The following is a 23,202-nucleotide window of genomic DNA, read 5'->3' as shown; positions in this document are numbered from 1 at the left end:
GCTTATAGCACATGGGGTTTTATCTAACAGCCGGTAGGCCGAGGGGCTTGAGACAGCATCAGCTCAAACGGCCGTGGCACTGCTTGTACTTCTTGCCGCTACCGCAAGGACAAGGGTCGTTACGGCCTACACGTGGCACTTCGCCCTTGGCCGCCTCATCCAGACCGGGGTCTTCACCACTCAGGGCGGCATCATAGTCCGAATGATGGAAACGAACATTGGAATTGGCTGGAGGCGCCTCGACAGCGGCTTCCTCGATTTGCTCCGGTGTCTGGATACGCACCGTCATCAGCACTTTGACTACTTCGTCACGTACACGGTCCAGCATGTCGGAGAACAGCTCAAAGGCTTCGCGCTTGTATTCCTGTTTGGGGTCTTTCTGGGCATAGCCGCGCAGATGAATACCCTGACGCAGATGATCCAAAGCCTGCAAATGACCACGCCATTGCGTGTCAATGGACTGCAAAAGCACGGAGCGCTCGAAATTGCCCCAGTTAGGTTGACCCACTTGGTCAATCTTGGCTTGCAACAGGCGCTGAGATTCTGCGATGACGCGATCATGCAGGTCGTCGTCGTTAAGATTGGATTCTTTCTCCAGCATTTCAGCCAAAGGCAGCTCAATCTGGAAGGTGCTTTGCAAATCAGCCGTCAGGCCGGGAATATCCCATTGCTCTTCCATCGTGTCTTGCGGCACGTATTCACGGAACAGACGGCTGACAGCGGCTTCGCGCAGGCTGCTGATGGTGTCGGTAATGTCAGCGGACTCCAGCACTTCGTTACGCTGGGCGTAGATCACCTTGCGTTGATCGTTGGCCACATCGTCATACTGCAGCAGCTGTTTACGGATATCGAAGTTGCGGGCCTCGACCTTGCGCTGGGCGGACTCGATGGAACGGGTCACCATACGGGCTTCGATCGGCTCGCCCTCTGGCAAACGCAGGCGCTCCATGATGGCGCGCACACGATCGCCAGCGAAGATGCGCATCAGCGAATCTTCCAGCGACAGGTAAAAGCGCGAGGAACCTGGGTCACCCTGACGACCGGCACGACCACGCAGTTGGTTGTCGATACGGCGGGACTCGTGACGCTCGGTACCAATAATGCGCAAACCGCCGGCCTGTTTGACCTGCTGGTTCAAGGGCTCCCACGCAGCGCGAATAGCCTGGATCTTGGCTTCTTTCTGTTCGGCGCTCAGAGACTCGTCTTCACGAACCTGGGCAATCGGACGCTCGATGCTGCCACCCAACACAATGTCAGTACCACGACCGGCCATATTGGTCGCGATGGTGACATGGCCCGGCATACCGGCTTCAGCCACGATATCGGCTTCACGGGCGTGTTGCTTGGCGTTCAGCACCTCGTGCTTGACGCCTGCGGCGTTCAAGCGTGTGGAAATCAGCTCGGAGTTTTCAATGCTGGTGGTACCCACCAGAACAGGCTGACCACGTTCGTGGCAGTCCTGGATATCTTTCAGAATGGCGTTGAACTTCTCGTCATCGGTCTTGAAGACCTGGTCGTTCTGGTCCTTGCGGGCCAGCGGACGATTCGGTGGAATGATGACGGTTTCAAGGCTGTAGATTTCCTGGAACTCGTAGGCTTCCGTATCGGCTGTACCGGTCATGCCAGCCAGCTTGTCGTACATACGGAAGTAGTTCTGGAAGGTAATCGACGCCAGGGTCTGGTTTTCGTTCTGGATACGAACGCCTTCCTTGGCCTCTACAGCCTGATGCAAGCCATCGGACCAGCGGCGACCGGCCATCAAACGGCCCGTGAATTCGTCCACGATCACCACTTCACCGTCCTGAACCACGTATTGCTGGTCGCGGAAGAACAGGTTGTGGGCGCGCAGGGCGACCATCAAATGGTGCATCAAAGAAATATGGCGTGGCTCGTACAGCGATTCGCCTTCGGGCAGCAGGCCGATTTCAGTCAAAATCTGCTCGGCACGCTCGTGACCGGCTTCGGAAATATGAACTTGCTGGCCCTTTTCATCGACCCAGAAGTCGCCTTCGGGCTCGGGCTCGTGTGGACGAGGCTCTTGCGTCATGCGGGTCAGCATGGGCGGGACCACGTTCATGCGCACGTACAGCTCGGTATTGTCTTCGGCCTGGCCGGAGATGATCAGTGGTGTACGGGCTTCGTCGATCAGGATGGAGTCAACTTCGTCGACAATCGCGTAGGACAAACCGCGCTGGCGGCGATCCTCTGCGCGGTATTCCATATTGTCGCGCAGGTAGTCAAAACCAAATTCGTTATTGGTACCGTAGGTAATGTCGGCCTGGTAGGCAGCAATCTTCTCGGCATTGTCTTGCTGGGGAACCACTACACCCACGCTCAAACCCAGGAAGTTGTACAGACGGCCCATCCAGTTCGCATCGCGTCGTGCCAGGTAATCATTGACGGTCACCACATGCACGCCCTTGCCGGACAGTGCATTCAGGTACACGGCCAAGGTCGCAGTCAGGGTTTTACCCTCACCCGTACGCATTTCGGAAATCTTGCCGTTGTGCAAAGCAATGGCACCGAGCATCTGTACGTCAAAGTGGCGCATGCCAAATACACGGATACCTGCTTCGCGCACCACAGCAAAGGCTTCGGGCAAGAGCGAGTTAAGCGAGGCGCCATCCTGAACACGTTGGCGCAGCTCCTGCGTCTTGGCTGCCAAGGCCTCGTCACTCAGACCCTGCATGGCAGGCTCAAGAGCATTAATCTGGGCGACCTGCTTACGGTACTGTTTGAGCAGTCGGTCGTTACGACTGCCAATAAGCTTTTTCAGCAATGAAACCATTCTTGTGTCGTCAATGTAGGCGAGGCCGCAAGGGCTTGAATCTGTGCCTCGAGCCTATCTCTGGTTAAAAGGGATGCGCAAGCAAACAATCAGTTTAACGCACATGCTGCAAGACGGAGCTACTTGTCCGAATCCAATTGCGCGATCTGCTGTTCTACGTACTCACGCGCCGGCAGAAAAAGCTTGGGGTCCAGGGCATGCCCGGCCATGCGCACTTCAAAATGCAAGTGCGAACCAGTGGACTGTCCGGTCGATCCGACACGGGCAATCAACTGCCCTTTTTCTACTACGTCGCCTAATTTAACAACGATTGATGACGCATGGGCGTATCGCGTGCTCATGCCATTGCCATGATTGATTTCCACCAGCTTGCCGTAGCCTGTCATGTAACGGGCTTCGGACACGACTCCACCGGAGGCCGCGTAAATAGGCGTACCTTTGGGAGCGGGGAAATCCAAACCTTCGTGCAAGGCGTGACGACCCGAAATCGGGTGACGACGCCAGCCAAAGGAGGACGCCACCTCGTCGTAATCCACCGGGCGGTAATTGGGCAGGCGGGCCTCATTGCCGGTTCGCTCGGTAAGCACACTGTCCAACATCTGGAACCAGTCCTGCTGCTCGGACATCTGTTTGGCCAGATTATCCAGCTGCTCACCCAAACGGTCAGCACTCCAGACCAGATCGGCACCTTCCATGCTGTCCATGACGGCCAGATCCTGCACCGGCATGGCACCGGCCAGCTCCGGATCGGTATACTCGATACCGGCGGCTTTGGCCACGCGTTTGCTGACACCGTCCATCTCGATCAGTTTGGCCTGCAAACCGCCGACTTTTTCAGCCAGACGGGTAACGTTGTCCTGCATGGCGGCGGCCTGGCTTTGGGCCATATCCGTATCCAGCGACATGCCGCTGCGATCCCCCCAGTGCGACTGCACCAGAGCTCCCGCCGCTGCGGAAACGCCCAGCGATACCAAAGCCACCAGGGCAATCACCGTACGGCGCACCCCTTTGGCTTTGGCATCTAAGGACGTATAGTCTTTATGTTGATCCACTCTCGTATAACCTCGAACATGACCTGGAAGCCCCCTTTTTCCTCATCCGCGCCAAAACGCAGTAGCGGGCAAAGCCACGCTTTGGGTTGGCTGGCTAGCGACCAGCAAGGTTCCCAGGTACTGGAAATGGCCCGGCAGCTGATGGCGGCACAGACCCATGTAAGCAAAGCCTTGCCACCAGCTTTAGGCAAGGCTTGTAAAGTAGCCCGTATAGACAGACAGCAATTGACGCTGGCAGTTCCCAGCGCGGCGCATGCGGCCAAGCTACGCCAGCTTTTACCTACAGTCATACGGAAGATGAATGCCGCTGGCTGGAACATTAACGAGGCGCTGGTTCACGTGCAAGCCCATTTGTTTGCAAGCGTGACAGAAAAGCCCACACGCCAGGTACAAGTCCTGGACGAGCGGGCCCTGGAATCATTCGAAAAGCTCCATGATTCATTGCCTCAAGGTCCCTTGGCGCAAGCCATCGAACGCTTGCTGCGCCATCATCGTGGCTAAACAAAGCACCACGATCGAAACCCTAGACAAGTATCAGGCGAATTTCCACTCGCTGGAAAATGCATGGGGCGCGCTGGCAGCGGACTCGAAAGTCACCAGTTCCCAGCTATCCTGAGCGGCGAGCAAGGCGCGCGCCAACTGATTGTTCAAACCATGACCAGATTTACACGCCACATAGCGCGCAATCAGGGGATGGCCAATCAGGTACAAGTCGCCAATAGCATCCAAAATCTTGTGCTTGACGAACTCGTCCTCGTAACGCAGACCATCGCTGTTTAAGACGCGGTACTCGTCCATGACGATAGCATTGTCCAAACTGCCACCACGGGCAAGACCTGCCGCACGCAAGGCTTCCACTTCGCTGGCGAACCCGAAGGTGCGCGCACGGGAAATGGTCTTCACATACGAGTCATGCGCAAAATCCACCTCGGCAAAATTGGCCGTTGCATCAATAGCCGGGTGATGAAAATCGATAGAGAACTGAAGGGCAAAGCCTTCATAGGGCTCCAGACGAGCCCATTTAATGTCCTGTCCCTCGCCCTCAGAAACTTCAATAGGCTTGAGAACACGCAAAAACTTCTTGGCCGCTTCCTGCTCTTGCAAACCCGCTGAACGCAACAAATACACAAACGTACCGGCGCTGCCATCCATGATGGGGACTTCTTCAGCCGTCAGGTCCACGTGCAGATTATCGATGCCCAGACCAGCAATGGCCGACATCAAATGCTCCACGGTCGACACCCGGACATTATCCTTGATCAGCACCGAAGCCATACGTGTGCCACCGACCTTGTCTGCCTGAGCGGGTAAATCCACGATTTCGGGCAAATCAACACGATGAAACACAATACCCGTGTCAGGCGCAGCAGGACGCAGTGTCAGTTCGACACGACGACCAGAGTGCAAGCCGACTCCTTTGGTACTGATGACATTTTTGATGGTGCGCTGACGAAGCATAGCTATTCTTGTATTTGTAAAGTGTTGTTCGCAAAGACTATTGTAACCGTAATACGGGTTATCCACTATAGGCTTTCTTCAAACCTGCGTCATTGCCAAGCATCAAACACCAGAGCACGACAAAGCACTTACACCCCCTGAGCGCGAACGCCCAGGGGGAGTCGTGGGAGAAATCAAATTGGCGACTCGGGTAATCGCCGAACCTGATTTTTAATCAGCCTGCTTGCGCAAAAACGCCGGAATATCGAAGTGATCCATACCGGCGGTCTCCAACGCGCGCACCTGAGCCGAAGCCTGGCTGCGTGGGTTGCGAATGACAGCAGGTACATCAGCGTTGGCGTAATCAGCGCCGATGACAGGCATATTGTCCGTACCTGTACGCAACACTTCTTCGTTGTTTTGTACCAACTGTGGGCGCGCTTGTTTGCGACCCAGGCCGGTAGCCACAACAGTAACACGCAGGCTGTCACCCATGGACTCGTCGTAAGCGGTACCGAAGATAACGGTGGCATCTTCTGCCGCATAGCCACGAATCGTGTCCATGATTTCGCGCGTTTCGCGCATCTTCAGGGACGAGGAGGACGTAATGTTCACCAACATGCCGCGGGCACCGTGCAGATCCACCCCTTCCAGCAATGGGCAAGCGATGGCACGCTCAGCCGCCTCACGAGCGCGGTTCGAGCCGGAAGCCACTGCCGTACCCATCATGGCCTGGCCTTGCTCGCCCATAATGGTTTTCACGTCTTCAAAGTCGACGTTCACGTTACCTTCAACATTGATGATCTCGGCAATACCAGCGCAGGCATTGTGCAAGACATCGTCAGCGGCCTTGAAGCAATCGGACTGCGTGGCGTCCTCATCCATCAAGTCATACAGGTTTTCGTTCAATACAACGATCAGAGAGTGAACGTGCTTGCTCAACTCCTCGATCCCTTCTTCGGCCATGCGCAAGCGGCGGTTGCCTTCAAAGGAGAAAGGTTTGGTGACCACACCCACGGTCAAAATACCCAATTCCTTGGCCACTTCAGCCACAACGGGGCTGGCGCCCGTACCGGTACCACCGCCCATACCGGCCGTGATAAACACCATATTGGCACCGTTCAGTGCGGCGCGAATTTCTTCACGAGCAGTTTCAGCGGCCGCACGGCCTTGATCAGGCTTGGCACCGGCACCCAAGCCACTGCGGCCCAGACGGATCTGGATAGGAGCATCGCTGCTGGCCAGAGCCTGCGAATCAGTATTAGCGCAGATGAAATCAACGCCCTGAACACCAGACTTGATCATATGCATCACAGCGTTGCCGCCTGCGCCGCCCACGCCCACGACCTTAATGACCGTGCCGCTACCGCTGGTATCTAACATTTCAAAGTTCATCATGATTGACTCCCACTCAAACACTTAATTAGTCAAATTCCTACGTACTTCCCCGATACAACTGAAATTTGGAATCAGCTCAAAACATCTGCCAACCAAGGGGTTCGCACCCGGTTTGAACTGCCTCCTGGACCGCCCTTTCAGGCTGCCCGACCTGAGCGTATTGCAACGCCCTTAATTCATGAACCATTCCTTCATGCGTGCCATCAGACCTTTGACGCTCCCTTTTTGCTGGGCCACTTTGCGGCCACGAGCGCTTTGCAGGCGAGCTTCGGTCAACAGCCCCATCACCGTCGAAAAACGAGGGTTACGCATCACATCAGCCAAACTGCCTTCATAGCTGGGCACAGCGATACGCACTGGTTTCAGGAATACGTCCTCGGCCAGTTCCACGATGCCCGGCAACATGGCCGTACCACCGGTCAGCACGATGCCCGAGGACAACAAATCTTCGTAGCCCGATTCGCGCAGACTTTGCTGCACAAAGGTGAACAGCTCTTCCACACGCGGCTCGATCACCGCACCCAAAGCCTGACGTTTGACCTGACGGTTAGGGCGATCACCCAAACCGGGCACTTCAATCATTTCCTCCGGATGCGCCAGCGACTGCTTGGCCACCCCAAAGCGCAGCTTGATCTCTTCCGCATCTGGCGTGGGGGTGCGCAACATGGCGGCAATATCGCTGGTGATCTGGTCGCCCGCAATCGGGATTACATCGGTATGACGGATAGCCCCGCCGGTGTAGATGGCGATATCGGTCGTACCACCGCCAATATCGACCAGCACCACGCCCAGCTCTTTTTCGTCCGCCGTCAGGCAGGACAGGCTGGAGGCCAAAGGCTGCAAAATCAGGTCCTGCACTTCCAGGCCGCAACGGCGCACACATTTGACGATGTTCTGCGCCGCGCTGACCGCACCAGTCACAATGTGCACCCGCACCTCCAGACGCAGACCGCTCATGCCGATGGGTTCGCGAATGTCCTCTTGCGAGTCCACGATGAATTCCTGCGTCAGCACGTGCAGCACCTGCTGATCGGTGGGGATGTTCACGGCCTTGGCCGTTTCGATCACGCGCGCCACATCGGTGGCTGTCACCTCTTTGTCCTTCACCGCCACCATGCCGCTGGAGTTAAAGCTGGTGATGTGGCTGCCTGCAATGCCGGTGTAGACCTCACGGATCTTGCAATCGGCCATCAACTCCGCCTCTTCCAAAGCGCGCTGGATGGAATTGACTGTCGTCTCGATATTGACGACCACCCCTTTGCGCATGCCCTGGGATTCATGCTGGCCCAGACCAAGCACTTCAAACCGGCCTTCCGGCAGCACTTCGGCCACCACCGCAACCACTTTGCTGGTGCCGATGTCCAATGCAACGATCAGGTCTTTGATGTCACGAGTCATATATTCTTTACTTCACAGGGGTAGATGAAACCGGAGCCAGCGTTATCGCAAAGCCATTCGGGTAACGTAAATCGGCACTTTGCAAAGCACGGTCGCCAAGCCGTTGCATCAAGGCAGGCCAGGCCTGCACAAATCGTTCGACACGAACCGCAAAGGGCAAAGCCCCTTTTCGGCCGTGCGGGTCGGCGATATCAGCCGCCGGGTCGCGGCCCAGGCTCAACTGCACACCGTTCGACAAAACCACATCCCAGGCATAGCGCGGGCTCAAGGTCACTTCACTGACCTGCACATCCAATGGGCCAAACCAGCGTGCCAGCTCGGCATAGCGCTGCACCACCAGACGCTCCGAGTTCGGAGGGCCACTTAACTGGGGTAAATCCACATCATCGGGCACCACCGCTTTATTAGCCGAAAATGACTCACCCCAGGTGTTGATCATCTCGTCTTCATTCCAATACGCCAGCGGCTGCTGCTCTTCAATCCGTACCGACAGGCTGTTGGGCCAGACGCGGCGAATTTGCGCACGTCGCACCCAAGGGGCCGTTTCAACCAAAGCGCGAGACTGATCCAGGTCTACCGTAAAGAAATTTCCCTGCAAACGACCGGCAATCGTGGCTTTCACCCCTTCTGGAGTGACGTAGGCCAGACGTTCGCCTTGCGAGGACTCGATCTGAATGCGCTCGATATTGAAGTACGGACGACGCACCGCCCAAACCACAACACCGATCACCAATGCCGATACCGCTAGCAAAGCCAGCGTATTGGCGATCAGGTTGGTCAGACGGGCATCGGAAAACATGACTCAGACTCCACGCTCTATAGGCTGCGGGCAATGGCCTGCACTTTGCAGCGTGCCGTTGCCAAAATGTTCACGCACAACTGGGCGTAGCTAATACCCTCCGCTTTGGCCGCCATAGGCACCAAAGAGTGGCTGGTCATGCCAGGAGAGGTGTTCATCTCCAGCAACCAGGGACGGTTCTGCTCGTCCAGCATGAAATCGGCACGGCCCCAGCCTTCGCAGCCCAGTGCATTAAATGCACGGACCGAGAGGTCCTGAATATGCGCCGTCAGTTCAGGCGACAGATCAGCAGGACAGAAGTATTGGGTTTCGTCCGAGTAGTACTTGTGTTCAAAGTCGTAATTGCCTTGCGGAGCCACAATGTCGATCACAGGCAAGGCACGCGCCTGGGCACCCACGCCGATGATGGGCACTGTCAGCTCGCGACCACGAATGAATTGCTCTGCCAACACGTTTGTGTCGTAATGCATAGCCGTTTCGAAGGCGGCAACAGCGTCCTCGGCGCGATCCACACGCACCACACCCACAGTCGAACCTTCATGAGGGGGCTTCATGATCAGGGGAACACCCAGACGTTCCACTGCGGCGGCAACCTGGCTGACATGATCCAATTGCGCAAAGCCAGGGGTGGGTAAACCCAGATGCTGCCAGACGTGCTTGGTCATGATTTTGTCCATGGCCAGACCGGAGGCCATCACTCCGCTACCGGTGTAAGGGATACCCATCCATTCCAGTGCCCCCTGCAAGGTGCCGTCTTCGCCGTAACGACCATGCAAAGCAATGAACACGCGATCAAAACCGGCCTGAGCCAGTTCGGTCAGTCCTTTCTCGCCCATATCGAACAAATGCGCATCCACCCCCATGCTGCACAGAGCTTCATGCACGCCTGCACCAGACATCAAGGACACTTCCCGTTCGGCGGACTTGCCGCCGTACAACACGCCGACCCGACCAAAATCCGCTGTCATGCCATTTCTCCCAATTGAGCAGGAATCCGGCTGATGGATCCTGCACCCATTACCAACACCACATCACCGTCACGGACAAAGTCCAGAACGGCTTGTGCCATATCGCTGATTTCGGCCACAAAAATAGGTTCGACCTTGCCCAGTACGCGCACGGCGCGACTCAAGGCACGACCATCGGCGGCCACCAGGGGCGCCTCGCCTGCGGGATAGACCTCACCCAGGAGGACAGCGTCAGCCTGGCTAAGTACCTGCACGAAATCTTCAAAGCAATCACGGGTACGCGTATAGCGGTGTGGCTGGAACGCCAACACAATGCGGCGATCAGGCCAAGCACCCCGTGCGGCCGCCAAGGTAGCAGCCATTTCGACAGGATGGTGACCATAATCGTCAACAACGGTAAACGTCCCGCCGCCTTGCGCCTGGGAAACTGGGAAGTCCCCCACCATGGAGAAGCGACGGCCCACACCGGTGAACTCTTTCAGGCCTTTGGCAATGACCTCGTCGCTGACACCCAATTCAGTGGCTACTGCAATAGCGGCCAAGGCATTGAGTACATTGTGTTTTCCGGGCAGATTCAGACACACGGACAGCAAAGGAAGCTCACCTGTTGCCCCTTTGCGCTGCACATCAAAACACATGGTGGTGCCACGGCTTTCGATGTTGATCGCGCGGACCTGAGCATCGGTATCAATACCGTAAGTGGTGACAGGGCGCGATACAAAAGGAATGATTTCGCGCACATTCGCATCGTCATTGCACACAATGGCACTGCCGTAAAACGGCAGGCGATGCGTAAAATCAATGAACGCACTTTTCAGTCGGGCAACGTCATGACCATAGGTGTCCATATGGTCTACATCGATATTGGTGATGATGGCCATCACCGGCAACAGATTCAAAAAGGAGGCGTCAGACTCGTCGGCTTCCACCACGATGTAATCACCCTGCCCCAAACGAGCATTGGCACCCGCCGAATTCAGGCGACCACCGATCACAAAGGTCGGGTCCAGATCAGCAGCCCCCAACAGACTGGCCACCAAGCTGGTGGTGGTGGTCTTGCCGTGCGTGCCGGCCACGGCAATACCGCGCTTTAAGCGCATCAGCTCGGCCAGCATCAGGGCGCGTGGCACCACAGGGATGCGGGCTGCACGCGCAGCCAGAACTTCGGGGTTGTCGCCTGCAATGGCGGTGGAAGTGACAATAGCGCCCATACCAGCGACGTTTTCAGCCTTGTGACCGATAACAATACGGGCACCGAGCTGCTCCAGGCGACGAGTTACCGCCGTTTCCTGGATATCCGAACCACTGATGGCAAAACCCAGGTTCAGCATGACTTCGGCAATGCCGCTCATGCCCGAGCCGCCAATCCCTACAAAATGAATATGTTGAATGCGGTGTTTCATTCCACCCTCCTTGCCGCCTGCTGACATGCTTCGGCAATTTGCTGCGTGGCATTCAACTGTGCATGTTCTTGCGCGTGGCTGGCCACGCGACTTAATTCTTCACGGTCCAGTCCTTGCAACCATTGTGCAAGCCACTGGGCCGTCAACTCCGATTGTTTCTTTAGCCACGCGCCCGAACATTCGCTCAGGTAACGGGCATTGGCGCTCTGGTGATCGTCAATAGCGTGTGGCAGAGGCACAAACAAGGCCGCCACACCAATGGCGGCGACTTCGGCCACCGTCATGGCCCCGGCACGACAAATCAGTAGATCGGCCTCTTTCATGGCCTGAGCCATATCACCAATAAAGGCTTTACAGTCCGCCTGTACCTGATGATCTGCGTAGCGTTGCTGCAAGCTCTCCAGATGCTGCTGACCGGACTGGTGTGTGACATGCGGACGCTGCTCGGCAGGGATCAGTGCCATGGCCTCAGGCACCACCTTGTTCAGTGCTGCCGCCCCCAGGCTGCCGCCCACCACCAGAATACGCAGCGGTCCTGTCCGTTTGGCATAACGTTGCGCAGCGGGGCCCTGACCTACGAAGGCATCACGTACAGGGTTGCCAACCGTCACAGCGCCAGGCAAGGCACCCGGAAAACCGGTCAATACACTGGTCGCCATTTTGGCCAAGTAGCGATTGGCCGTACCGGCCACCGCATTTTGCTCATGCACAACCAAAGGACGGCGCGACACAAAAGCCATCAGGCCACCCGGGAAGGCGACATAGCCACCCATTCCCAAAACCACATCAGGTTTGGCTTGCTGCAAGCAACGGTGTGCCTGCCAGCAGGCACTGATCAAGGTAAAGGGTAAAGAGAGCAATGCCTTCACGCCCTTGCCTCGTAATCCGGAAAATCGCAGAGGCAGCATTTTAATCCCATGCTGGGGGACCAAGCTACCTTCCATGCGCTCGGGATGACCTAACCACACCACTTGCCAGCCACGTTGCTGCATGGCCTGGGCCACCGCCAGTCCGGGCATGATGTGCCCACCTGTACCGCCAGCCATGATCAGGATGGTTGGAGTGCTCATGTGCGCTTACCTCGCATCATTTGCCGGTTCTCAAAATCAACCCGCATTAACAAGGCAAAAGCCACCAGATTCATCACAATGCCCGAACCACCATAGCTGACCAAAGGCAGCGTCAGGCCCTTGGTCGGCAAGAGGCCCAACACGACACCAATATTGATAAAGGCCTGTACGCCAAACCAAAGCGCCACACCTTGAGCAACCACACCACTGAACAAACGATCCATGGCGCAGGCCTGACGACCAATATTGAAGCCGCGCCAGATAACAAACCCAAAGGTCAGGACCAAGGCGGCAACGCCCACAAAGCCCAGCTCCTCGCCAATAACGGCAACGATAAAGTCGGTATGGGCTTCAGGCAGGTAATGCAGTTTTTCCACGCTGGAGCCCAAGCCCACGCCAAACCATTCACCTCGGCCCAAAGCAATCAGTGAGTGCGACAACTGATAGGCACTGCCATAGGCATTGTCAGGGTTCCAGGGGTCCAGATACACAAACAGACGCTCACGACGCCAAGGCGAGAGCCAGATCAGCAAAAGAAAGCTGCTAACCATAATCCCCAGCAAGGCAGAGAACAATTTTCCGTTAATCCCACCAATGAAAAGAATGCCCACCGCAATAGCCACGATGACCATGAAGGCACCGAGATCGGGCTCCATCAAAAGCAGCACACCGACCAAGCCCAAGGCCACCGCCATAGGCAGGAACCCTCGCACGAAAGCATGCAAATGCTGCTGTTTGCGCACCGTGTAGTCAGCGGCATACAGCACCATGGCCACTTTCATCAGCTCCGAAGGCTGAAAGTTGATGATGCCCAATGGAAGCCAGCGGCGTGCACCGTTCACTTCTCGGCCAACTCCGGGGATCAAAACAACCACTAACAGGAAAATAGCCAGTACAAACACGGGCACAGCCAGCTTCTGCCACACCCGCAAGGGAACCGTAGCCGCGAACATGGCCAGCACCACACCCACTACGATGAACAGGGCGTGACGTATTACAAAGTAATAGCGGCCATAACTTTCATAACGCGGTCCGTCAGCCAAAGCGATCGAAGCAGAATACACCATCAGCAGACCGAACAGAGTCAGCATCAGTGTGGCGGTCAGCAAGGGACGATCCAGCACAGGCAATGCCGTACGTCCAGGACGCACCGCATTGACACCTGAGGTCAGCTCAGCAAACAGGCTCATGCCAACTCTCCTTTGTCCAACGCCATCTCGGTCACGGCAGCAACAAAGCACATGCCACGATGGTGATAGCTTTTGAACATATCCATGCTGGCGCACGCCGGGGACAGCAAGACCACATCGCCCGAACGGGCCTGTTCGGCGGCTGCCTGCACCGCAGCTTCCAGACCATCACAAAAACGGTGACGGACATCGTGTGCGGCTAGAACAGCAGCAATCTGCTTGGCGTCCTGCCCAATCAGAAAGGCCTCAGCCACATTTTGGGCAGCAGCCACAGCCAGCGGCTCAAAATCCTGACCCTTGCCCAGCCCACCGGCAATCAGCCAGACGCGCTGATCGAAGCCACGCAAGGCGGCAACGGTAGCGCCGACATTGGTGCCTTTGCTGTCATCCAGATACTGAACACCATCGAGCACACGAATCAGCTCTACACGGTGCGGCTCGCCTTGATAGGTGCGCAGGCCATTGAGCAACTCCGCCCAACCCAGCCCCAGGCAGCGAGCCAGCAGCAAAGCTGCTTGAGCATTCAAGGCGTTATGACGGCCCTTGATCTGCAAAGCCTCAACCGGCATCAGACGCTTCAAGCCGCCCTTGCCACGCACGGCGGGCTCAAGCGGCGCATTACGTTTTTTCAGACCGGTGGCAGGCAGCTCAAAATCGGTAGGCTCGTTGGCCACCAGCCACTGCATACCGCCATCCGTCAACAAGCCCATATCGCCCAGCAAAGCGGGCTTGTCCAGACCGAAGCTGCGCACCGACTCCTGACCGGCATCGGGAATCATGGCCATGACGGCAGGGTCATCGCGATTGACCAAGGTCACATCGCACATGCCATACATACGTTGTTTGGACTGGATATAGGCATCCATGCCGCCGTGCCAGTCCAGATGATCCTGCGAAATATTCAGTACAACGCCAGCATCCGCCTGCAAGCTAAAGGTGCTATCCAGTTGGAAGCTGGACAGTTCCAGCACCCAGACTTGAGGCAAAGCGTTATTTTCCAGAGCGTCGCACAAGGCGGTCAGCGCAGCAGGGCTGATATTGCCCACAGCCAGCGCAGCGACACCAGCTTGTTCGAGCAAGTGGCGCGTCATGGCAGTGACCGTCGTTTTGCCATTGGTGCCGGTGATGGCCACTACGCGGCTTTCATGCCCTTGATCGGCCAAATCTTTCAGGGCACGAGCGAACAGCTCGATCTCGCCAATAACTTCAATGCCACGATCGCGTGCCTGAGCTAAAAAGTCAGCCAAGACAGGATCCACTGGCGACAGACCGGGGCTGATCACCACCGTGTGTACACCGCTCAGGCTATCGGCCTGCAAAGCGCTCTGCCCCAAACGCACATCCAGAGCCGTGCCAGTCAAGGCCTGGAGCTTGTCCAGACCTTGCACGTTTTCGCGCGTATCCGCCAAACGAATGCTAGCCCCCTGAGCCAAAGACCAACGAGCCGCAGCAAAGCCAGTCTCGCCTAACCCCAGGATAAGCATGAGACCGTCTTTACGGATCGAAGGAAAACTCAAGGCATTCATCGCAGTTTCAATGTAGATAGGCCAATCATGACCAGCATCATGGTGATGATCCAGAAACGGACCACTACCTGTGTTTCTTTCCAGCCGCTGACTTCAAAGTGATGGTGCAGCGGTGCCATACGAAATATTCGTCTGCCTTGTCCGTAACGTTTCTTGGTGTACTTGAACCAGGTCACCTGCAACATCACCGACAAGGTTTCCACCACAAACACGCCACCCATAATGAACAGCACGATTTCCTGACGCACGATCACAGCGATCGTACCCAGCGCCCCCCCCAGAGCCAGAGCGCCTACGTCGCCCATGAACACCTGCGCGGGATACGCGTTAAACCACAGAAAAGCCAAACCCGCACCAGCGATGGCCGCGCAAATCACTAGCAATTCGCCCGCACCGGGAATATAGGGAAACAAAAGATATTTGGAGTAGTCCACACGGCCGACCACATAGGCAAAAATGCCCAGTGCGGAGCCCACCAGCACGGTAGGCATAATCGCCAGCCCGTCCAGACCATCTGTCAGATTGACGGCATTGCTGGAGCCCACGATCACTGCCCAGGTCAACACGACAAAACCCAGCACTCCCAGGGGGTAGCTCACAGACTTGAAGAACGGCACGATCAGATCAGCCTGGGTCGGCAATGACATGGTGAAGCCGCTCAAGACCCATTCTTTGAACAGGGGCCACAATTCGGTATTGGCAGGCACCGAAACGGCAAAGCTCAGGTACACGGCCGCCACCATACCGATCAGGGCTTGCCAGAAGAATTTCTGACGTGAGGACATTCCCTCGGGGTCACGGTTGACGACTTTCTTGTAGTCGTCAGCCCAACCAATCCAGCCAAAACCGAACGTCACCAGCAAAACGACCCAGACAAAACGATTGGTCCAATCTGCCCACAGCAAGGTGCTGATACCGATAGCGATCAGGATCAAAACACCGCCCATGGTGGGGGTACCGTTCTTTTGCAAATGCGATTCCGGACCGTAGGCACGTACAGCCTGACCGATCTTCAGTTCGGTCAGCTTGCGGATAACCCAGGGACCTGCCAACAAGCCAATTGCCAGCGCGGTGGCGCTGGCCAAAATAGCACGCAGGGTGATGTACTCAAACACCCCAAAGGCGCGAATATGATCGTCCGATAGCCAGCGTGCCAGTTCAAGAAGCATGAGTGGCCCCTTCGTTATGGGAGAAATGGCTTTCCAAGGCGGCAACCACACGCTCCATACGAGCACTGCGCGAACCCTTGATCAACACATGGGACGGCTCCAAAGCCAATAGGTAAGCCACCATGTCCTCCAGCGTCTCGAATTGATGCGCACGTGCACCAAAAGCCTGAGCAGCATGGCTGGCATCGCCACCCAAGGTCAGCAATTCATCCATGCCGCGCTCTTTGGCGTAGGCACCAACTTCCGCGTGCAACTCAGAGCTGTTGTCACCGATCTCGGCCATATTGCCCAGCACCAGCACCTTGCGTCCTTTCAGTTGTGCCAGTACATCAATCGCGGCGCGCACCGAATCCGGGTTGGCGTTGTAAGTGTCATCAATCAACTGGTAACCGGAAGACAACTGCTTGGGCTGCATCCGTCCCGAGACAGGACGAAAGCTCTCCAGACCTTGCGCAATCGCGCTCAAAGGAGCACCGGCGGCATGGGCGCAAGCGGCAGCCGCCAAGGCATTACGCAGGTTATGAATACCAGGGCTGTTCAAGGTCAAGGCGCAGGACTGCCCTGCCACGTGCAGCACAAAACGGGTTTGGGCCGGCTCGACAAACATATCGGCTGCAAATACCGTCTCCTGACCACTCAGGCCAAAGCGCAACACGGTGCGCTGACCGGCTTGTTCGGCCCACATCGCACTGAAAGCATCGTCATCAGGAATGACCAGCGCGCCGTCTAGAGGCAGCGCATCAATAACGGCCCCGTTTTCACGAGCCACCGCTGCCACGCTGTGCATGAACTCCTGATGTTCGCGCTGTGCGTTATTGATCAGGGCAATCGTGGGGCGAGCCATGGACGCCAGCACGGCGATTTCGCCGGGATGGTTCATGCCCATCTCCAGGACGGCAGCCTTGTGCTCGGAGCTCAAACGCAGGATGGACAGGGGTACGCCCAGATCGTTGTTCAAATTGCCGCGAGTTGCCAGGCTTTCTGCTTCGCCCAACCAGGCGCGCAAGATAGCGGCAATCATTTCCTTGGTCGTGGTCTTGCCATTGCTGCCGGTCACGCCGATGACAGGGATGTCAAAGCGCGAACGCCATTCGGTGGCCAAGGTCATCAAGGCACGGCGTGTATCACCCAATACAAGTTGGGGCAGTTCAACTTCGGTATCCCGTTGAGCCACGATGGCGGCAACAGCGCCCTGCTCTTTGGCTTTCTCCAAATAGCGGTGACCATCGAATTGCTCACCACTCAAAGCCAGGAAAACATCCCCTTTGGCCAAGCTACGGGAGTCGGTGCTCAAACGCACACCACGCAACCACAGCAAGGCCGCTTTGGCCCAGTCGCAGTCATCAAACACAGAGCGTTCGCCCTGCACTTCCTGGTAGGTTTCATGCCCTTTGCCGGCCAGCAGCACAATATCGTCAGGACTGGCAGCCCAGATTGAGGACAGAATGGCGCGGGCGCGATCCATTTGTACGGCAGGCGCTTCAGGCATACCAGCCACAATCTGACGAATGATCTCGGCAGGATCTTCAAAACGAGGATTGTCAGTCGTCACCAGCACGTCGTCGGCCAGACGGGCGGCTATTTCACCCATGATGGGACGTTTGCTGGTGTCGCGGTTACCGCCACAACCAAATACGCAGATCAGCTTGCCACCCCGAACACTGGCCACTTCACGCAGTGCTTGCAGGGCACGCTCCAACGCGTCAGCGGTATGAGCGTAATCCACCACGACCAAAGGCAGAGGCTGACGGCCAGCGGTGCTCTTGGGCGTCACAATTTGCAGGCGACCAGGAACGGACTCCAGTTTGTCCATGATGCGAGCGATCTTGGAGACGGGCCAGCCCACCTCTTGCAGCACACCGGCCACCAACAGGAGGTTGGCCACGTTATGCTCGCCCAGCAGGTGGGTCAAAATCTGTGCAGTACCGTGCGCGGTGACCAGGTTGAATACCTGGCCATCAGCCCCGGTATGCACATCCTGTGCCAACAAATCCACCTCCGGTTGGCTCATGGAATACGAAATCACACGAGCAGCCAAGCCGGACTGCATCAGCTCACGGCCGGTTTCATCGTCCGCATTCACAACGGCGCTACGCAGACCGGGCCAGCTAAACAGGCGCAGCTTGGCCTGTTTGTATTCTTCCATGCTGTGGTGATAGTCCAGATGGTCATGCGTCAGGTTGGTGAACCCGGCAATATCAATGCGGACACCGTCCAGGCGGCCTTGCTCCAGGCCAATCGACGAGGCTTCCAGCGCCACAGCATTACCACCTTGGGCGCGAATGGCGGCCAAGCTGCGATGTACGGTCAGTACGTCCGGCGTCGTCAGTACGCCACCCAGATTGGAGCCGTCAGGCAAGGTCACGCCCAGCGTACCAATGGTGCCGCAAGGCACTTGGGAATGATTCAGAGCCGAAGCCACCCACTGCACCGTGGAGGTCTTGCCATTGGTACCGGTCACCGCGACAACCGTCATTTCCTCGGAAGGGCGGCCCCACCACTGATGAGCCACTTCACCCAACAAGGCACTGAGGTTGGCAACCTGCAAAACAGGTACGCCGGGATCCACCGCCTGATCGCCCTGCTCGCGCACAATCGCAACCGCACCTTGCTGCACAGCCTGAACTTCATACTCACGACCATCACCTTGATGACCAAGGCAGGCAAAAAACGCATCACCCGCCTTGATCTGGCGGGAATCCAAACACAGGTTAGCCGTGGGCGCTACATGCTGCGCCAGCCACTCCAGTATTGCTGCGGCGTTCATCGTACATTCTCCGCACCGGGGCCAACGGCCACCAGCGAATCTATGGGCGCATCAGGCTGGACACCTAGGCGTCGCAAGCTCCGGGCCACAATTTCTGAAAAAATCGGCGCGGCAATACGCCCGCCGTAATAATTGGAACTATGTGGCTCGTCAATCGTGACGGCCACCACAATGCGAGGATCAGAGACGGGCGCAAAGCCTACAAAAGAGCCGCGATACAGAGATTTGCTGTAACGGCCATCCACAATCTTGCGGGCCGTACCGCTCTTGCCAGCAACGCGATAACCTTGCACCTGAGCCAGACGGGCACCGGCCGGGCCTGCCGCCGCTTCCAACATGGCGCGCAGTTCCGCCGCCACTTTAGGGGTATAAACCTGAACACTGGCGGGTTTACCCTCGCGCTTGAGCAAGGTCATGGAAACCATATCGCCATTACGCGCAAACGCCGTATAGGCGTGGGCAATTTGCAGCAGGGAAACCGACAGGCCATAACCGTAGGACATGGTGGCGCGTTCGATAGGACGCCAGCGCTCCCACGGACGTAGTCGTCCGCTGGCAATACCGGGGAAGTCGGCCTGCGGAGAACGGCCAAAACCCAGCTCGGTAAATTTGTTCCACATTTCCTGCGATGTCAGACGCTCGGAAATCATGGTCATGCCGATATTGCTGGAGCGACGCAAGATTCCCGCAGCATCCAAGGTACCATTATGACGGCTGACATCGCTGATCACATTACCTTGGTAGCGATACTGACCATTACCCGTATTGAACAGGGTGGACGTGGTAATGCGGTTGATATCGAGCGCCAACCCCACCGTAAAGGGCTTCATGATGGAACCGGGCTCGAAGGTGTCGGTCAAGGCACGGTTACGCAGAGCCGGCCCCTTGCGGTCATCCCGGTCATTAGGGTTGTAGGTAGGCAGATTCACCAGGGCCAGGATTTCCCCGGTTTTTACATCCATGACCACAGCGGCAGCCGCATTGGCTTTGACGTCTTCCATCCCCTTTTTCAGGGCGGTATAAGCGTCAAATTGCAAACCAGCGTCAACTGACAGGTGCAAATCCTGACCGTGAGTAGGCGGGATGACGGCGCGTACGTCTTCAACCACACGGCCCAAACGGTCACGAATCACACGACGCGAACCAGGTGTGCCGGACAAGGCAGAATTAAAGGCCAACTCGATGCCTTCAATACCTTGGTCCTCAATATTCGTAAAGCCCAGAATATGCGCCATGACTTCCCCTTCGGGATAGAAACGGCGCATTTCCTCTTGCTGGTGAATGCCTGGAATTTTCAGTTCGGCAATCTGGGCAGCCACATCGACGTCCACCTGACGCTTGATGTAAACAAAATTACGGTCCTCGACGGACAAACGGCGCTCAATATCGGATGCACCCATGCCCAACAGCTTGGCCAATTGTCCGATCTGCTCGGGCTTGGCATTACGGGCATCATCAGGAATAGCCCAGATTGCCTTGACCGGCACGCTGGAGGCCAGCACCACCGAGCCACTGCGATCAAACACCTTGCCACGCATGGGCGGCAACACCTGGGTGCGCTCGTAGCGACGCTCGCCTTGTTGCTGCAAGAATTCAGTAGACAGGCCTTGCAAGTACAAAGCCTTGACGATCAGGGCGCCGAAACCCAGGAATAAAAGAACCAGCACCAAACGCGAACGCCAAAATGGCATCTGCACGCTCAGGGCGGGATTCTCGTGATAGCCGTATCGTTTCATGGCTGCGCTCCGGGCTGCGCCAGCGTCGAGCTGAGCTGACCACCTTGCACATAGAGAGTGCGCTCAGGAGAGCTAAGCACCAGGCCCAATTCATTACGGCCAATATCATCCACCCGGGCATTACGAGCCAGTTCGGCCCGCTCCAGTTGCAAACGACGCCAGTCCGTATCCAGTTCACCGGCTTTGGTGACCAGACGATCGGTTTGCACAAACAGTTCGCGCGCCTGATAGCGCGCCGTCACCAAAGAGATGGCCGACAGCATCAACACCAAAGAGAGGGTGATGACCAGGCGCATCATCGGCGGCCTCGCTTGCCAGCAGGCTGGCGGCTATAGGCGGCCTGTTGCAGCAGACGCTCGCTGGCGCTGCGCATCCAGTCCTGGGGAATAGGGGTGTCGGTGCGTTGCACCACACGTAATACCGCCGAGCGGGCTCGGGGGTTGTCGCTGGACTCCTGGTCGGTGGGCAAGATTCTGCCCAAAGACTGCACCAGAGGCTGGGGCAAGTCTTTTTCAAGAATAGGTAGACGTGACTGTTCCTGCGCGGGACGCGCAGCTGCGTTCATGAACTGTTTGACCATGCGGTCCTCCAGTGAATGAAATGCAATCACCGCTAGCCTGCCCCGAGTCGCCAATCGACTCAGAATTGACGGAAGCGCGTACGCGAGCTCTTCGAGCTCACGATTGAGGTAAATCCGTATAGCCTGGAAGGTCCTGGTTGCCGGATGTTGACCCTTTTCGCGCGTGCGGACGACACCGGCGACGAGCTCGGCGAGATCACGCGTTGTATGTAGCGGGCGGGATTGGCGGCGATCAACAATCGCCTTTGCAATCTGGAAAGCAAACCGTTCTTCGCCATATTCTGCAATGACCTCCTTTAAAACTTCCACGCTGACCTCGGCCAGCCACTGTTCAGCGGTCAAACCACCGCTGGTATCCATGCGCATGTCCAAGGGACCTTCGCGCATAAAAGAGAAACCTCGTTGTGCGTCGTCGATTTGTGGCGAGGAAATGCCCAAATCCATCATGACGCCTTGCAATGGCCCCACCTCCAGCTCGTCCAGAGCCTGGGCCAGATCACCAAAACCACTATGTACAACCGTGACACGGCTATCTTGTGCCGCCAGCTCCTGGGCCACGGCAATGGCCTGCGGGTCCTTGTCGATCACGATCAGGCGCCCCTGCGGGCTCAAGTGCGACAACAGCAGCCGGCTATGACCACCACGACCAAAGGTGCAATCGACGTACACCCCATCGACCAGGCCCTGGATTTCAGGGTTTTGCGCCCAGCGCCGGGCCTCAAAGGACGGATCCACGAGGGCCGCCACCGTAGGCTCCAACAGCACGGATCGATGTACCAGCGTCATGACTTACTCAGAAAGAAAAAGTGTCGAATACGTCTGTGGAGTTTTCAGCCAGATCCTGGGCCTGTCGGCGTTCCAGTTCCTGGGCATTCCACAACTCAAAATGGGTGGCCATACCCAGCAGCATGGCGTCGCGCTCCAGCCCCACTGCGGCGCGCAGTTCGGGAGCGATCAATATCCGACCAGCGGAGTCCAGATCAACGTCCTGAGCACTACCCAGCAGCAGGCGTTGCAAGAAACGGGCACTCATGGGAAAGCGGGCAATTTGTTCGCGCTTTTCTTCCCACACACTGCGCGGATACACCAGCAAACAGCCGTCGGGATGGCGAGTGAGGGTCAAGCGGCCTTGTTCCTGTTGCAAAAGCGCGTCACGGTGCCGAGTCGGAATGGACATCCGACCCTTAGCATCCAGTGTGAGTGCGCTGCTGCCTTGGAACACTTTTTTCCCCCACTTTTTTACACTATTTCCTACTTTTCCCCACTCTACGGGGGAAAGGCTTTTCGGTCAAGGCAGCGGTTGCAATTTTTTCAATCACAACAAGCACTTAGCGCACTATCCTAGAAGTGACGGAAAAAAAATACTGTGTTAAATCAAGAAATTGCGTTGCGCATTAAAAGTGAATTGTTATAAAAACGCGCACAAGCGACTCCTGCCAAGGATTCAACATCCTTAACAATTGCTTTCAAATGTACGAAATCAATGCAATTGGTGGCGAATGCCAGGAGAAGTGTGAGACAGGCCTATAGGCCGGATTCTGTATGCCAGCGGGAACCCGCTGACCGGCAATCATTCCTCTGGACCGACCATTGCTGGCCGGTTCTAGCTACCTACCCGCATACTAAGACGAGCCGCCTATCGGCTAAAAAGCCTGCGTATGCCTATTTGGTATTGCTCCGGGTAGAGGTTACCGCGTTTCACCCCACAGCACTTTGCACCGAAATGCAAGAAAACACGGAAGTGGCCGTATCTGTGCCTGCTTGCGCAAGCCCTTGCTGTGGTCTCGTCTCTGTGGCCCTAGTCCTCGGCTTATCTGACGTGATGCCAGCCTTGCCGGACGGCTGTTAGCCGCTACCCTGCTCTATGGAGTCCGGACCTTCCTCGATACTTGCGTACCGCGACTGCCCAGCCTGCCTCACA

At 56.8% G+C, this 23,202-nt stretch carries 18 protein-coding genes and 1 other RNA gene; 1 reads left to right on the top strand and 18 read right to left on the bottom strand.

Annotated features, from left to right (window positions below):
• Window positions 1–58: 58 nt before the first annotated feature.
• On the bottom strand, window positions 59–2,788 hold the full coding sequence (gene secA / locus AC6I6N_RS11265) for a preprotein translocase subunit SecA (protein WP_264672459.1): 2,730 nt from the start codon (window positions 2,786–2,788) through the stop codon (window positions 59–61).
• Between the two features lie 119 nt (window positions 2,789–2,907).
• The gene (locus AC6I6N_RS11260; protein ID WP_094195759.1) at window positions 2,908–3,840 is read right to left on the bottom strand and encodes a M23 family metallopeptidase; all 933 of its coding nucleotides are present in this window, start codon (window positions 3,838–3,840) and stop codon (window positions 2,908–2,910) included.
• Window positions 3,841–3,858: 18 nt separating this feature from the next.
• Between AC6I6N_RS11260 and AC6I6N_RS11255 the strand changes: the two genes are divergently transcribed.
• Window positions 3,859–4,341 (top strand): DciA family protein, encoded by a 483-nt coding sequence (locus tag AC6I6N_RS11255; RefSeq protein WP_164461430.1) that lies wholly within the window; start codon window positions 3,859–3,861, stop codon window positions 4,339–4,341.
• 33 nt (window positions 4,342–4,374) lie between these two features.
• Here AC6I6N_RS11255 and lpxC read toward each other — a convergent pair whose 3' ends face one another.
• From lpxC to rnpB, 16 genes are all read right to left on the bottom strand, one after another.
• The gene (gene lpxC, locus AC6I6N_RS11250) at window positions 4,375–5,298 is read right to left on the bottom strand and encodes a UDP-3-O-acyl-N-acetylglucosamine deacetylase (RefSeq protein ID WP_094195758.1); all 924 of its coding nucleotides are present in this window, start codon (window positions 5,296–5,298) and stop codon (window positions 4,375–4,377) included.
• Between the two features lie 210 nt (window positions 5,299–5,508).
• Window positions 5,509–6,675, bottom strand: a complete 1,167-nt coding sequence (gene ftsZ, locus AC6I6N_RS11245; RefSeq protein ID WP_094195757.1) for a cell division protein FtsZ — start codon at window positions 6,673–6,675, stop codon at window positions 5,509–5,511.
• A gap of 171 nt (window positions 6,676–6,846) precedes the next feature.
• Window positions 6,847–8,073, bottom strand: a complete 1,227-nt coding sequence (ftsA, locus tag AC6I6N_RS11240; protein WP_189391907.1) for a cell division protein FtsA — start codon at window positions 8,071–8,073, stop codon at window positions 6,847–6,849.
• A 7-nt stretch (window positions 8,074–8,080) separates the two neighbouring features.
• Window positions 8,081–8,872 (bottom strand): cell division protein FtsQ/DivIB, encoded by a 792-nt coding sequence (locus AC6I6N_RS11235; protein WP_094195756.1) that lies wholly within the window; start codon window positions 8,870–8,872, stop codon window positions 8,081–8,083.
• Window positions 8,873–8,889: 17 nt separating this feature from the next.
• Window positions 8,890–9,840 carry a D-alanine--D-alanine ligase gene (locus AC6I6N_RS11230; RefSeq protein WP_094195755.1) on the bottom strand — a complete coding sequence of 317 codons (951 nt, stop codon included), beginning with the start codon at window positions 9,838–9,840 and terminating at the stop codon, window positions 8,890–8,892.
• The gene (gene murC / locus AC6I6N_RS11225; RefSeq protein WP_094195754.1) at window positions 9,837–11,243 is read right to left on the bottom strand and encodes a UDP-N-acetylmuramate--L-alanine ligase; all 1,407 of its coding nucleotides are present in this window, start codon (window positions 11,241–11,243) and stop codon (window positions 9,837–9,839) included. Before murC ends, AC6I6N_RS11230 begins: the two co-directional genes overlap by 4 nt.
• Window positions 11,240–12,313, bottom strand: coding sequence for an undecaprenyldiphospho-muramoylpentapeptide beta-N-acetylglucosaminyltransferase (gene murG, locus AC6I6N_RS11220; protein ID WP_108728034.1), 1,074 nt, complete (start codon window positions 12,311–12,313; stop codon window positions 11,240–11,242). Before murG ends, murC begins: the two co-directional genes overlap by 4 nt.
• Window positions 12,310–13,503: a putative lipid II flippase FtsW gene (ftsW, locus tag AC6I6N_RS11215; RefSeq protein ID WP_497943513.1), complete on the bottom strand. Its 1,194-nt coding sequence runs from the start codon at window positions 13,501–13,503 to the stop codon at window positions 12,310–12,312. The genes murG and ftsW overlap by 4 nt, the downstream gene beginning before the upstream one ends.
• The gene (murD, locus tag AC6I6N_RS11210; protein WP_094195751.1) at window positions 13,500–15,029 is read right to left on the bottom strand and encodes a UDP-N-acetylmuramoyl-L-alanine--D-glutamate ligase; all 1,530 of its coding nucleotides are present in this window, start codon (window positions 15,027–15,029) and stop codon (window positions 13,500–13,502) included. Before murD ends, ftsW begins: the two co-directional genes overlap by 4 nt.
• Complete coding sequence (gene mraY / locus AC6I6N_RS11205) at window positions 15,026–16,198, bottom strand: phospho-N-acetylmuramoyl-pentapeptide-transferase (RefSeq protein WP_094195750.1); 1,173 nt, start codon at window positions 16,196–16,198, stop codon at window positions 15,026–15,028. Before mraY ends, murD begins: the two co-directional genes overlap by 4 nt.
• Complete coding sequence (murF, locus tag AC6I6N_RS11200) at window positions 16,188–18,965, bottom strand: bifunctional UDP-N-acetylmuramoyl-L-alanyl-D-glutamate--2,6-diaminopimelate ligase MurE/UDP-N-acetylmuramoyl-tripeptide--D-alanyl-D-alanine ligase MurF (protein WP_497943512.1); 2,778 nt, start codon at window positions 18,963–18,965, stop codon at window positions 16,188–16,190. The genes mraY and murF overlap by 11 nt, the downstream gene beginning before the upstream one ends.
• Window positions 18,962–20,701 carry a peptidoglycan D,D-transpeptidase FtsI family protein gene (locus tag AC6I6N_RS11195; RefSeq protein WP_497943511.1) on the bottom strand — a complete coding sequence of 580 codons (1,740 nt, stop codon included), beginning with the start codon at window positions 20,699–20,701 and terminating at the stop codon, window positions 18,962–18,964. The genes murF and AC6I6N_RS11195 overlap by 4 nt, the downstream gene beginning before the upstream one ends.
• On the bottom strand, window positions 20,698–21,000 hold the full coding sequence (gene ftsL / locus AC6I6N_RS11190; RefSeq protein ID WP_094195747.1) for a cell division protein FtsL: 303 nt from the start codon (window positions 20,998–21,000) through the stop codon (window positions 20,698–20,700). The genes AC6I6N_RS11195 and ftsL overlap by 4 nt, the downstream gene beginning before the upstream one ends.
• Window positions 20,997–22,067 carry a 16S rRNA (cytosine(1402)-N(4))-methyltransferase RsmH gene (gene rsmH, locus AC6I6N_RS11185; protein ID WP_094195746.1) on the bottom strand — a complete coding sequence of 357 codons (1,071 nt, stop codon included), beginning with the start codon at window positions 22,065–22,067 and terminating at the stop codon, window positions 20,997–20,999. Before rsmH ends, ftsL begins: the two co-directional genes overlap by 4 nt.
• A gap of 7 nt (window positions 22,068–22,074) precedes the next feature.
• A complete protein-coding gene (gene mraZ, locus AC6I6N_RS11180) occupies window positions 22,075–22,503 on the bottom strand; it encodes a division/cell wall cluster transcriptional repressor MraZ (RefSeq protein WP_003803565.1) in 429 nt (142 codons plus the stop codon).
• Between the two features lie 289 nt (window positions 22,504–22,792).
• Window positions 22,793–23,199, bottom strand: an RNA gene (rnpB, locus tag AC6I6N_RS11175) — RNase P RNA component class A.
• Between the last annotated feature and the right edge of the window lie 3 nt (window positions 23,200–23,202).

It is taken from the genome of Alcaligenes sp. LTN-3, from assembly GCF_059735605.1.
Note: the sequence above shows the minus strand (reverse complement) of the source record. Positions and strands in the feature narration are given on the sequence as shown.